Origin of the sequence: Klebsiella sp. 10-1, from assembly GCF_009758445.1 — a bacterium.
Taxonomy (GTDB): Bacteria; Pseudomonadota; Gammaproteobacteria; order Enterobacterales; family Enterobacteriaceae; genus Klebsiella; species Klebsiella scottii.
Genome location: NZ_WQRE01000002.1, coordinates 614,753 through 627,407, shown reverse-complemented (window position 1 = coordinate 627,407; position 12,655 = coordinate 614,753). Strand labels below are relative to the sequence as shown.

Sequence of the window (12,655 nt, the reverse complement as noted above, 5' to 3'; positions counted from 1 at the left end):
AGGCGATTCTGAGCAGGCCGATGCCTGCCCAGCTCAGCGGTTAAACGCCAATTTTATAGCTGTGCAGCCAGGAGAAATGCTGTTGCAGGCTATTGAGTACCGCATTACGCCTGGTGCGATCCTGTCCGGCCGGAAGGTGAAGGCAATCATTAAGCCGCCTGGAGGATTGCTGAATTTTCTCGCCACGCCCTTTGCGCTCTTGCTCATAGCGTTCAAGCCCGCCAGCAATCGATGTCGTGGCGCTATCATTGAGGATATGCGCCAGGGCTACCGCATCCTCAAAAGAGGAGATCGCGCCCTGTCCGTGGTGCGGCATCATTCCGTGAGCCGCATCGCCAATCAGCACTGCCCGCCCGCGATACCAGGAGAACATCTGGCTAACCTGAAACATGCCCCAGCGCTCTGCCAGATTAACGTGTTCCAGCAGCTGGCCGACGGCAGGGTGCCAGCCGGTAAAATGGCTGCGAACACTCTTCGCATCTGCCGGGACACGCCACGATTCGTCCTGCCATTTTTCCGGCCCATCCATAAACACCACAATGGTCTGGTATTCGAAATTTTTGCCAACAGGAAAATTCAGTACGTGCATGCCGTTACCCATCCAGTCGGTAAAGGAGCGCGGCTCCGGCAGCAGATCGAGATCGGCTGTTTTCGCCAGCCCGCGAAACGCGCTGTTGCCGGTAAACACCGGTGACGCGTCGGGGCTGACATACTGCCGTACGACCGACTTAATGCCGTCTGCGCCCACCACTAAATCGGCGCTGTCCCTTGAGCCATCCGCCCAATGTAATATGATTTCATCGTCTGCCTCTTCCAGCCGTACCAGCTGTTTGTTCAGCCGAATGGTCTGTTTGCCAATCACATCGAGCAACGCCGACTGAAGATGGGGGCGGAATGCCCCGTAATAGGGATAGCCATACTCATTCCGATACCAGTTCTCCCGCGCCAACGGTTGAGATCCGGCCACGCTGCCGTCCTCATTTCTGAAGAACGCCATCTCCGTTTCACAGGATCGTGCCGCCATCTGCGCGGCGATGCCCATCTCTTCAAACAAGCGCGTGCCGTTAGCCCATAAGGAGATACCCGCACCCAGCTCGGCCAGTTCACTGGCCTGTTCATATATAGTCACCTGGTGCTGACCGTTTCTCATGACCGAAGCAAAGGCCAGACCACCCATGCCGGCGCCTACTATTGCGATTCTTGCCATCACGCTTCCTCTTATTTCTGGCCTGGATAGGTCAGATAGCTCATGCCGGTGATCCACTCCGGTACCGATTCATAGGCAACATAGTCCGGACGGGCCCCTTTCATTGCTCCCATTAGCGCCACCCAGTTCAGGGCCTCATGGCCACCGTGGCCGCCGCGATCTTCCACTTCGTCGTAGGTCAGCGCGCGCATGTAGTTGACGTCACCGGCTTCGAAATGTTCCAGCATTTCGCGGTCCCACTCTTCGTTGACCAACGGGTGGCTGTTACCCAGCGGCCACTCCATTTTGCTCATCATTTCAATTTCATACTGAGCGAAATCGGTATAGAGCGTCGGGTCGTTTATCAGAGCCTCTTTGCCGATGGTCTGGTAGACCTTCATACGCTGCAGCAGCTCATCGCCTTCCGGCGCGCCTTCCGTCCAGACCGGAGGCCAGTGCGACAGTCCCCCGGTGGCGAGAAAGTGCACGCGGAACTCATCCGGCAGAGCGTCGATGATTTCACGCACTTTCAGACCGAGATCGTAGGCGCGTGAATAGGGCATTAGCGGCGGAGAGAAGACGTTGATATATACCGGAACGACCGGGATATTGAATTCCGGATTAATAAATACCAGCGGCATCATCAGGTTATTACCGTATTCAATCGGCCCCATCCGGGTGGCTTCAAATCCGCCGTGGATCAACTTTTCCAGGAGCAGTTGTGCAATTTCAGCGTTGCTGGCAATACTGTGCTGTTTATCAAATTTCAGCGCTTCCATCATATATTCGGCTGGGCCGATATTCGCATCACTGACGGGTACGCCTAATGTCGGCATTAAATTACGAAAATTGTTCTCAAAGTGATCGTCTAAAAAGGCAATGATCAGATTGGGCTTAGTTTCATCGATACACTGTTTTAATCTGGCATGAATTTCCGCCAGCCGCTGGCGTTGTTCAGGGGAAGGCGCATCGGCCCAGCCTAATGCACCGGGAACGTGGGACATGCTGATTGCACTGACAATCTTAGCCATAAGGACTTCCTTCTTTTTATCAGATAATGGTATTGGTTAACTGCCCAATTTCATTCATGGAAACCGTCACGCTATCGCCGCGGACAAGATAACGGGGCGGCGTAAATCCTAGACCCACACCTGCGGGAGTCCCGGTGGCGATGACGTCCCCGGGCAGCAGGGTAATATTCTGACCGATGGTTTTAATTAATCGCGGGATATCAAAAATCAGATCGGAAACGGACGCTTGCTGGCGCAGCTCACCATTCACATGGCAGGAGACCGTCTGGCTACCGGGGAGGCCAAACTCATCGGCGGTGACCAGAACCGGCCCCATCGGGCAAAACCCATCAATTCCTTTTCCCAGCAGCCACTGGCTGTGCAGTTTCTGCAAGTGGCGAGAAGTGACGTCATTCACCAAGGTATAGCCGAAGACGAAGGACATGGGGTCCTCGTCCTGTGCAATCCGTCCCTTTTTACCCAGCACCACCGCCAGCTCTGCTTCATAATCGATGGTGTTGTACGGATCCAGCGTGCTGTCGATGGCGTCATCAGGGCCACAGATGGAAGTGGTAGGTTTGCTGAAGATGATAGGATTCGCCGGTACGTTGCCCGCCGCCGCGCTGGAGTCATAGCCGCTGTTACCGAACTCCTCAGCGTGCGCATAGTAGTTTTTGCCCACACAGAAAATATTTCGCCGCGTGGCCGGGATTGGCGCCAGCAGACGCACGGCGTCAATGGGCACCGCGTTTTTGCCTGCACCTTCACAGCATAATTTTAAGCTGTTCTCTATTTCCGAAAAATGCTCGATAAGCACATTCATATCATTGGAGTTTACAATGTCGCTGACGTCGATAATATTTCCAGCGTGATTAATAACGCCAATTCTCTTACTGTCTGAATAGACATAAGTTACTAGCTTCATAATTAACCTTTCCTGCAGTCCTGTAATTAATCGCGTGCGCGGGCGACGGCTTCCACTTCAATCAGAAACTCTTCTTTCACCAGACGGTCGACCACCAGCAGGGTATTGGGCGCATAGTCGGAGGTTGCGAACAGGCTGGGAAAAAGCGCTTCACGATTTTTCATGAAGTTTTCGATGTGCTGCGACGCCACCAGATAGGTATTGAACTTTACCACATCATTAAAATCGCAATTGACGGCGCTGAGCACATCTCCGAGATTTTTAAATACCTGTGAAAACTGCGCATCGAAATCGCCTTTCCCGACCACGTTGCCGTCATAACCGACCGCAAGCTGTCCTGAGATATAATAGAGATCGCCTGCGCGGACTTTGGTCAGGTTAGAGTAGAGCCCCTGCGCCGGGCTGGCATTTTCAGGATTGATATATATAACGTTTTTAGACATAGCAACACTCCTTATAGCAGGATAAATAACGGTAAGAATGCTCAACCTATTTCTAATAAATACTGGCGATGAATATCAGTACGATTCGCGACGGCGAAATCGGTCAAGGACTACCGCCAGAATAATGACCACGCCGACAGCAAGCGTCTGGTAATATGCCGATACGCCGACCATGTTCATGACGTTGGAAAGCAGCGTCAGGACCACCACGCCGGTAATCACCTGGCGCAAATTTCCGGCTCCGCCGGTGAGCGCTACGCCGCCAAGTACTACGGCTGCCAGCGATTGCAGCGTCAGATTCGCTGCCGCAATCGGCTGGGCGGAACTGGTCCAGGCGGTGAGAATAATGGCGCCGATACCCGCGCAGAAGCCGCTGACCATATAAACCAGCACCGTATTAAGGCGGACATTAATGCCGGATTTGGACGCGGCGGAGACGTTAGAACCCATGGCGTAAACGTAGCGGCCAAACAGGGTGTATTTCAGGAGTACGCCAATAGCTGCTGTCAGCGCAACGGCAATCCATACCATCACCGGTATCCCCAGCAGCGTGCCGTAACCTACCGCGTCAATATAAGCGGCGGGAACGTCATATATTGGCACCCCGCCGGAAAGGATCAGCGCAAACGCCTGAGCGACTGAGAGCATACCCAGCGTGATCACCAGAGGCGAAGTATTAAAAAAGGAGATCAGCACGCCTGACGCCGCGCCGGTTAGGGAACCCACCAGCACCATCACCAGCAGCCCGGCGGGAATGCCGGCGTGATTCATCACCATGACCCCGGCCACTCCTGCTTCAGGCTAACGCTTGATTCATTGGGGCCATCATCGGATGCTTCTTGCCCCACCACATCGGCAATAATTGATGCCTTGTCGTGCTCATCCGGCGTGCGATAAGTGTTCACCACGCAGCCGTGAAACAGAGTCCAGACCGTATCGCACAGGGACATTGTTTCGGCTAAATCACTGGAAAGCAGGATCACCGAGACACCGCTGTTCGCCAGCGCCCGAATGCGTTGATGGATTTCGTATTTGGCATCGATATCCACCCCAGCAGTGGGTTCCTCCAGCACCAGCACTTTCTTTGCGCTTGCCATCGCCCTCGCCAGCAATACCTTCTGCTGATTGCCGCCGCTCAGGCTGGTCAGTAAATCGTGCTTGTCGGCGAACTTAACCCCGCAGGCTTTGAGAATCTTATCGGCGCTGGCATCAGCCTGACGGGAGCGGATGAATCCCGCTATGCTGAAGGCCTTCAACTGCGTCATCATCAGATTTTCAGCAATCGACAGCGTGGGATAAACGCCATTACTGGCCCGACCCGCAGGTAGCCACGCCACGCCGTTTTTCAGCGCATCCACCACGTTTTTGGGACGCCATTCATAGCCATCCAGCCGGAAACGAGACGAGGCGTCATACGGTGTGGGGATAAAGCCCACCAGGTTTTGCACCAGCACGTCGCCACCGCAACCGACGACGCCGTAGATCCCCAGTATTTCGCCTTTCCCTAAGCTGAAGACCCTGTTACCGCCGCCGCTGACCGGCAGATTTTCAAAGTCGAGCAGGGGAGGGAAATTCTGCTCCCTCTTGTTCTCCACGCGGTGGCTACCCGGCGCTTTACCCGTCAGCCGCGAGACGATGAAATCTGCCGTTACCTCCGGGCTTACCTGAAAGGCATCCACCACCTGGCCGTTGCGCATAATGGTGACGCGGTCGCTGACGGCGAGTACATCATCGATATGATGCGTGACCAGTATCGACGCGATGCCGGTTTCACGCAGTCGTCGCAGGACGCTGAAGAACATCTCTTTTTCAACGGCGCCGAGCATGGCGGTCGGCTCATCAAAAATAATGACCCGAGGTTGCGACATCAGCGATTTGCCGATTTCAATCAGTTGCTGAATCGCGACCGGAAAATGGCCAACCGCGCTTTCCATATCGATGTCGTCCAGACCAAGCTGGGTCAGGACTTCCATTACCCTGGTCTTCTCCTGAGCGCGACGAGTGAGCGAGAGGAGCGTTTTTCCTTGCTCCGCTCCCAGCCACAGGTTGGCGCGTACGGATAGACTCGGTGCCAGAGACAGCTCCTGATAAACCATGACGATACCTGCGTGCCGTGCTTCCCGGGAGCTGTTGAAGGCTACCCGCTGTTCGTCATACCAGATACTTCCCTCATCAGCGGGATAGAGCCCGCTGATGATTTTTCCGATGGTTGATTTTCCGGCGCCGTTTTCACCCAATAAGCAGTGGATTTCTCCGGCGGCAAACTGAACCGAGACATTGTTCAGCGCCTGGGTTGCGCCAAATCGCCTGGACAATCCGCTGATACGCAACAGGGGATAATTCGGACTCGTGGTGGTCTCTACATTGTGCATCCGTACTTCCCTCTGGTCGCGTTACTGCATCGCCGGGACTTTCCAGTCCGCCGGTGCAATTTCATAGGTTTCAAAGGGATGTGTCGCTACGTTGCTCTTGTCCAACACTTTATTCGGCACGTTATAGTGGGCGTAGCTCAGACCGTCGGCGCCAGCAGGGGCCAGATTGGGCAGGGGTTTATTTTCCATTTCGCGAATGGCGTACTGCACGATCAGGCGACCCATGATGATTCCCGGTTCGGAAACCACCGCCAGCATTTTGCCATCCTCAATCATTGGCACCGCCCGTTTCACCATTGCGGAGCTGACCACGGCAGCATCGCGATGCTGCTGGCGTATCGCCTGAACGGCCCCCATGCCAAGGGTAATCTGCGGGGTATAAATGAAGTTAATATCCGGGTTACGCAGCATCAGGTCGGACGCTTTGGCCAGCCCTTCCTGCAAATCAATGCCGCCGCCGAATGCCGAATCAATCACTGAAACCGGGCTGGTGCATTTCTGCGCTTCAGCTTTAAAGCCCTCGTAGCGTAGACGCACCCACTCGGCACCGGCCGGGCCCGGGATCATCGCCACTTTTTTCGGTTTTGCAGCGGCTTTACACACCGCATCGGCCATCAGCTTTCCAATATAGGTGTCATCCTGAAGCACACCAAAATCGATGTTCTTGCTGTCAACCGGGATACCGACCGAAGCGACCTTAATGCCCGCGTCTTTAAGGGATTTGATTATGGGATCGAAACCGTTATAGGCGGCTGGGGCCAATACGGCGACGTCGGCGCCAATGCTTTTAAAGGCTTCAAGCTGAGCAAACTGTTCACGGACGTTGCCGTAAGCACCGGCTACGGAAACCTGCACGACATTCACCCCAGTCCGTTTGGCTTCATCGGTAATGCCGTAAATGATACCTTTATAAAAGTCATCATTAAGGTGTACTACCGTCACCGCCAGTTTAAATGGCTTTGCTGCTGTTATTGCGGGGATAAGCCCCACCAGGCGATCCTCTTCCGCTCTGGCTGGCGAGGTCATTAATACTGAAAATATTATCGATGTAATAAAACAGGTTAAACGTAAAGATGCAGGTGTATTTTTATATTGAGACAGCCAGTTCATTATTGTTTCCTCGTTTCACAAAACACAGGGACAGATGTATCCCCCCAGATTTAATGGCGTTTTCGAAATAAAAGGCGGCATGTTTCCAGATGTAGTATTAACCCGTAATAATATAATCCGTGATAGCGACCTCGGGTAAAAGAAAAAGGATTAACTAAAAAGCTGATTTACCGCTGACAAAAAGGAGCGGCTTCGTTCAAACGCTACCGAATGCGAGCATCCATGAAGAATATAAAGATCGGCCTGTTTTATCTTTTTTGCCAGCACTTCAGAAGTTTCCGGCGGGAATGGAACATCTTCGCGGCCATGCAGCATGATTACCGGACAATTAATTGCCGACAATGTTTGTTCACTCAGCGTCGTTTGTTCTACATATTGCCGTGGGTCGCCGGAAAACATGCTGTTAAAGTAATCGGCATAGCCTTGGGCAAAAACAACCGGCTCACGTGCAGCAATATAGTCATCGTCAATAATGGATGTATCATGAATTAATGTGCTAAGTGCCGCCACTAATTCGACTCGATTTTCCGGGCAGCGCCATATACGTCTGGTTGCGTCGGATACGGAAAAAGGGGCACCAATGGCGCCGGTGGTTAACACTGCGGAAATTCGCCGATCGGCTGATGCCAGCTGCAGGGCGATTGCCGCCGACAGAGAATGACCAATAACGCCGATTTGCGGTGCGTCGATCAAATCGAGCATCGCTTTAGCCTGGCGAACCCACATTCCGAAATCGAAATAGGGCGGCGCAGTTTTGCGGCTGCTGACGCCAAAGCCAATCAGATCCATCGCATAGATGCGGTAACGCTGGCTCAGGTCATCCAGTACCCGGCTCCAGTTTCCCAGACTGGATGCGCCCGGGCCGGAGCCGTGAATCATCATGAGCGGTTCTCCCTCTCCGCCGCTGTAATAACCTACCTCCATACCTTCAAACTCAAAAAATGACCTCTTCAGTGTATGAGACATATCAACTCCTGCGTCGGATGGGGTGTAAGGCTGATAATACCCGGCGAAAAACTTTTTTAAAGTAAAAAATGGATTTTTTTGTTAATTATAAGTTTTTGGTATTAATATCTTCTTAACATCTTTTGTGCTACTATTAACACAATGATGGACTTTTAAAATTAACTTATTGAAAATTAAACAGAGGTTGCAATGAAAACGCTCAAGGAAGGAAGGTCGCTGAATCAGACGATCTATGCTCGTATCAGGGAACTGATTCTGACCGGACAACTGATACCGGGGAACAAGCTGAAGATTTCTGAGCTGGCCCATCGCTTTGATGTCAGCCTCAACGTTATCAGGGAAGCACTGAATCGTCTGGCGGGTGAATTGCTTGTAGAAGTGGCCCCTCAGCAGGGTTTTAGCGTTCGTGGGCTGGATGCTGATGACCTTCGGGATCTCACCGAGCAGCGAATTCTTTTTGAAAGTATCGCCCTGCGTAAATCAATTGCAACGCGAGATGTGGAGTGGCAGGCACGGCTGGTGGCAGCGAACCATCGGCTGGTGCATACGCCACAAACGCTGGCAGAAGAGCCAGGAAAGCTCAATCCAGGATGGCACTCTCGCCATGAGGATTTCAACTTTATCATGATGGAAAATTGTGGGAGTGACTGGCTGTTTCTGATGATAAAACAGCTGGCTGAGGCTTTTTCTATCTATCAGCGCGTTTTATTACCCGTCACAGCCGAAGAAGGGGAGCGCAACGCCGACCACAATGAGCTTTTGGAGGCGATCCTTGCCAATGATGCCGATCGGGCGACTGCCATACTGACGGAACATCTTAATCAAACCCGGGACGTCATGCTGAATGCGCTCAATGCGGTTTCTCCCGGGAAGAAGGCATCTTTTATCCCTTGAGTCAGAGGAGCGGTACGTGTGGATAAGCATGAAAGTCGCCTGTTACGCCCGGCCTGCATTCGCCAGATCGCCGACATCAACCCACGAATGACGCGTGTGGTGCTGTCTGGTGAGGCGGTGGCCCATTTTGCTGATGCTCTGCCCGGCGCCTGGGTGAAGCTATTTTTTACCCCGCCCGGCGAGGCTGAGGGCCCAGGCCGGGCCTACACGATCAGCAGCCTGAATCAGGAGGCGCAGACGCTTAGCCTTGATATTGTTCGGCATGGCAGCGGCCCCGCCATGAGCTGGATAAAAAGCGCACGCCCCGGAGAGATTGTTCGCCTTGCCGGCCCCAGAGAAGGGCTGGCCGTCGAGGGGGTCGGCTCCCTGCTGCTGTTCGGCGACGAAACGGCTATTCCTGCCATATTTGCTATTATTCCGACGCTGGCAGCGCATGTCACCGCGCACGTTATTTTGGCTCTTGATGACAAACAAGATTATCCGCCGCCGCCGGTCTGCTGCACGCTTAGCGTAACCCGATTGTCCCCCCGGTCTGATGATTTTTGCACGCACGTGATTAATACAATCCAGCGCCTTGCCCCTGAAAAGGTATGGGGGGCCGGAGAGCATGGCGATGTCATTCAAATTCGTCAGGCGCTATTCAAATCAGGACGTAGCCGGAAAAACGCGGATATCACCGCCTACTGGAAGCTGGGGGAAGCCGATCACCGGGATTGCTGATCTCCTCCCCGTTGATGCGGTTCTTCGTCGGAGAGCTTGTTTCACATTGATGCATCAGCGCGATTTCGTACCGGGCGCTGGCCCTGCAACTTTCTTGATTGCCACACCAGGGACGATAGTCGCCCTCGGTAAGCGGCCCGCTGTCCCTATGATAAACGCCCACCAGATATGGTCTTTTTTACGCCAGTAATAACATCGCGTAACAAAAAAGCCACTCTTTCGAGTGGCTTAATTATATGATTTTAAATCTAAAATTTGGTGGCCCCTGCTGGACTTGAACCAGCGACCAAGCGATTATGAGTCGCCTGCTCTAACCACTGAGCTAAGGGGCCGTGGCGAGGGATTATAAAGTAACTGGCAGACGCAATCCAGCCTAAAACGCGCGGCTGCTGTTTTTATAAACAACGCATTTTCAATCCTTTATAATCAGCTTTTAGCTATTGAGCAGGGGGCACGATGATTAACGATATTCTGGCACCGAACCTGCGGGTGGTCTTCTGCGGGATCAATCCGGGAAAATCCTCCGCCCATACCGGCTTTCATTTCGCGCATGCGGGGAATCGCTTCTGGAAGGTGATTCATCAGGCGGGCTTCACCGACCGGCAGCTGAAGCCGGAAGAGGAGCTGCAGCTGCTCGACACCCGCTGCGGGATCACCATGCTGGTGGAGCGTCCGACGGTGCAGGCCAGCGAAGTGGCGCTGCAGGAGCTGCGTAACGGGGGGCGAGAGCTGGTGCAGAAAATAGAGCAGTATCAGCCGCGGGCGCTGGCGGTTCTTGGCAAGCAGGCCTTTGAGAAGGCGTTTCAGGCCCGCAGCGTGCAGTGGGGCAGGCAGCAGGAGACTATCGGGGCGACCGAGCTATGGGTGCTGCCGAATCCCAGCGGACTGAACCGGGCGACGCTGGATAAGCTGGTGGAAGCCTATCGCGAGCTTGACGACGCGCTGGCGTCGCGCGGTCTATAGCTTCCGTCCCGGAGGCAAACGCCGGGCAAAAAAAAGCTCCCCGTAGGGAGCTTTTTGCATTTACTGCCTGACGATTAATCGTCCAGGAAGCTACGCAGGACTTCAGAGCGGCTCGGATGGCGCAGCTTGCGCAGCGCTTTCGCTTCGATCTGACGAATACGTTCGCGGGTAACGTCGAACTGTTTACCCACTTCTTCCAGCGTGTGGTCGGTATTCATGTCGATACCGAAACGCATACGCAGGACCTTCGCTTCACGAGCGGTCAGGCCAGCCAGAACGTCGTGGGTGGCAGCGCGCAGGCTTTCCGTGGTAGCGGAGTCCAGCGGCAGCTCGAGGGTGGTATCCTCGATGAAATCACCCAGATGCGAATCTTCATCGTCGCCGATCGGCGTTTCCATGGAGATAGGCTCTTTGGCGATTTTCAGCACCTTACGAATTTTATCTTCCGGCATCAGCATGCGCTCGGCCAGCTCTTCCGGCGTCGGCTCGCGGCCCATTTCCTGCAGCATCTGGCGGGAGATACGGTTGAGCTTGTTGATGGTCTCAATCATATGCACCGGAATACGGATGGTGCGCGCCTGATCCGCGATGGAGCGGGTGATCGCCTGACGGATCCACCAGGTTGCGTAGGTGGAGAACTTGTAGCCGCGACGGTATTCGAACTTATCTACCGCCTTCATCAGACCGATGTTACCTTCCTGAATCAGATCGAGGAACTGCAGGCCGCGGTTGGTGTATTTCTTGGCGATAGAAATAACCAGACGCAAGTTTGCTTCAACCATCTCTTTCTTCGCACGGCGGGCTTTCGCTTCACCGATGGACATACGACGGTTGATATCCTTAACCTGCTCGATGGTCAGGCCGGTTTCTTCTTCAATCTGCTGCAGCTTCATCAGGCCGCGCTGAACGTCTTCTTTGACGTCGTGCAGCTTTTCAGACCACGGTTTGTTCATGGCGACAGCCGCGTTGAACCAGGTTTCGCTGGTTTCATTGCCGGTGAACAGCGTAATGAAGTTTTTCTTCGGCATTTTGCACTGTTCGACGCACAGCTTCATGATGATGCGTTCCTGAGTACGCACTCTGTCCATCATGCTACGCATGCTGCCGACCAGGTAATCGAACTGTTTCGGTACCAGGCGGAACTGTTTAAAGACTTCAGACAGCTTGAGAATTTCTTCCTGTGCTGCGGCGTGGCTACGGCCTTTTGCTTTGATGGTATCGCGGGTCAGTTCGTATTGCGTACGCAGCTCACCGAATTTCTCGCGCGCCAGCTCAGGGTCGATGCTGTTGTCGTCATCGCTGCTGTCGTCGTCTTCTTCTTCTTCATCTTCTTCGTCGTCATCCATCTCTTCCTGAGACAGTTCGGAGCCGACGTGCGTGGCGGTTGGCGCCATGTCTTCTTCGGCGTTCGGATCGACGAATCCGGTGATCAGGTCTGACAGACGCGCTTCTTCAGCTTCAACGCGATCGTACTGTTCCAGCAGGTAGGTAATGGCTTCCGGATATTCGGCAACGGAGCACTGGACCTGATTGATCCCGTCCTCGATGCGCTTAGCGATGTCAATTTCGCCTTCGCGGGTCAGCAGTTCCACGGTACCCATTTCGCGCATATACATGCGCACCGGGTCGGTCGTGCGTCCGATTTCTGATTCAACACTGGACAGAACCTGTGCAGCTGCTTCTTCTGCATCTTCGTCGGTGTTGTTGCTGTTTTCAGCCAGCAGCAGATCGTCGGCATCCGGTGCTTCTTCCATCACCTGAATGCCCATATCATTGATCATTTGGATGATGTCTTCGATCTGATCGGAGTCGACGATATCTTCCGGCAGATGGTCATTGACCTCGGCATAGGTCAGATAGCCTTGCTCTTTACCTCGTTGGACAAGAAGCTTAAGCTGTGACTGCGGGTTTTGCTCCATAAGACGGTATCCACACTTAATTCGTTTGATTGGTGTTGACAGACAAACTGCCAGCATTTAAAGCGAGGGCGTACTTATATTATTGCCGCTGCGCCTCAGCGCGGCTGTCGGGGGCTTCCCGAACGATATTCGGCACTTAAGCCGTGC

General features: G+C 53.7%; 12 protein-coding genes and 1 tRNA gene. 3 read left to right on the top strand and 10 right to left on the bottom strand.

Features of this window, described 5'->3' with window-relative positions; genetic code table 11:
• Nucleotides 1–40: 40 nt before the first annotated feature.
• From GO007_RS11075 to GO007_RS11040, 8 genes are all read right to left on the bottom strand, one after another.
• A complete protein-coding gene (locus GO007_RS11075; RefSeq protein WP_095099639.1) occupies nt 41–1,207 on the bottom strand; it encodes an FAD-dependent oxidoreductase in 1,167 nt (388 codons plus the stop codon).
• Between the two features lie 11 nt (nt 1,208–1,218).
• A complete protein-coding gene (locus GO007_RS11070; RefSeq protein ID WP_095099636.1) occupies nt 1,219–2,217 on the bottom strand; it encodes a DODA-type extradiol aromatic ring-opening family dioxygenase in 999 nt (332 codons plus the stop codon).
• 19 nt (nt 2,218–2,236) lie between these two features.
• Nucleotides 2,237–3,121: a fumarylacetoacetate hydrolase family protein gene (locus GO007_RS11065; RefSeq protein ID WP_095099634.1), complete on the bottom strand. Its 885-nt coding sequence runs from the start codon at nt 3,119–3,121 to the stop codon at nt 2,237–2,239.
• A 26-nt stretch (nt 3,122–3,147) separates the two neighbouring features.
• Entirely contained in the window at nt 3,148–3,564 is a 417-nt protein-coding gene (locus GO007_RS11060; protein WP_095099631.1) for a RidA family protein, read from the bottom strand.
• A 75-nt stretch (nt 3,565–3,639) separates the two neighbouring features.
• Nucleotides 3,640–4,341, bottom strand: a complete 702-nt coding sequence (locus GO007_RS11055) for an ABC transporter permease (RefSeq protein ID WP_223261777.1) — start codon at nt 4,339–4,341, stop codon at nt 3,640–3,642.
• Nucleotides 4,335–5,936, bottom strand: a complete 1,602-nt coding sequence (locus GO007_RS11050; RefSeq protein WP_095099629.1) for a sugar ABC transporter ATP-binding protein — start codon at nt 5,934–5,936, stop codon at nt 4,335–4,337. The genes GO007_RS11055 and GO007_RS11050 overlap by 7 nt, the downstream gene beginning before the upstream one ends.
• Nucleotides 5,937–5,957: 21 nt before the next feature.
• Nucleotides 5,958–6,962 carry a substrate-binding domain-containing protein gene (locus GO007_RS11045; RefSeq protein WP_223261776.1) on the bottom strand — a complete coding sequence of 335 codons (1,005 nt, stop codon included), beginning with the start codon at nt 6,960–6,962 and terminating at the stop codon, nt 5,958–5,960.
• 234 nt (nt 6,963–7,196) lie between these two features.
• A complete protein-coding gene (locus GO007_RS11040; protein ID WP_095099625.1) occupies nt 7,197–8,012 on the bottom strand; it encodes an alpha/beta fold hydrolase in 816 nt (271 codons plus the stop codon).
• 189 nt (nt 8,013–8,201) lie between these two features.
• Here GO007_RS11040 and GO007_RS11035 point away from each other — a divergent pair, with 189 nt between their 5' ends.
• Both GO007_RS11035 and GO007_RS11030 read left to right on the top strand, forming a co-directional pair.
• Complete coding sequence (locus GO007_RS11035; protein WP_095099622.1) at nt 8,202–8,906, top strand: GntR family transcriptional regulator; 705 nt, start codon at nt 8,202–8,204, stop codon at nt 8,904–8,906.
• 18 nt (nt 8,907–8,924) lie between these two features.
• Nucleotides 8,925–9,626: a siderophore-interacting protein gene (locus GO007_RS11030; protein ID WP_095099620.1), complete on the top strand. Its 702-nt coding sequence runs from the start codon at nt 8,925–8,927 to the stop codon at nt 9,624–9,626.
• 256 nt (nt 9,627–9,882) lie between these two features.
• Here the strand turns inward: GO007_RS11030 and GO007_RS11025 are convergent.
• A tRNA-Ile gene (locus GO007_RS11025) sits at nt 9,883–9,958 on the bottom strand.
• A 124-nt stretch (nt 9,959–10,082) separates the two neighbouring features.
• Between GO007_RS11025 and mug the strand changes: the two genes are divergently transcribed.
• Nucleotides 10,083–10,589, top strand: coding sequence for a G/U mismatch-specific DNA glycosylase (mug, locus tag GO007_RS11020; RefSeq protein WP_095099618.1), 507 nt, complete (start codon nt 10,083–10,085; stop codon nt 10,587–10,589).
• Nucleotides 10,590–10,663: 74 nt separating this feature from the next.
• Here mug and rpoD read toward each other — a convergent pair whose 3' ends face one another.
• Nucleotides 10,664–12,508: an RNA polymerase sigma factor RpoD gene (rpoD, locus tag GO007_RS11015; RefSeq protein ID WP_041147303.1), complete on the bottom strand. Its 1,845-nt coding sequence runs from the start codon at nt 12,506–12,508 to the stop codon at nt 10,664–10,666.
• Nucleotides 12,509–12,655 lie beyond the last annotated feature (147 nt).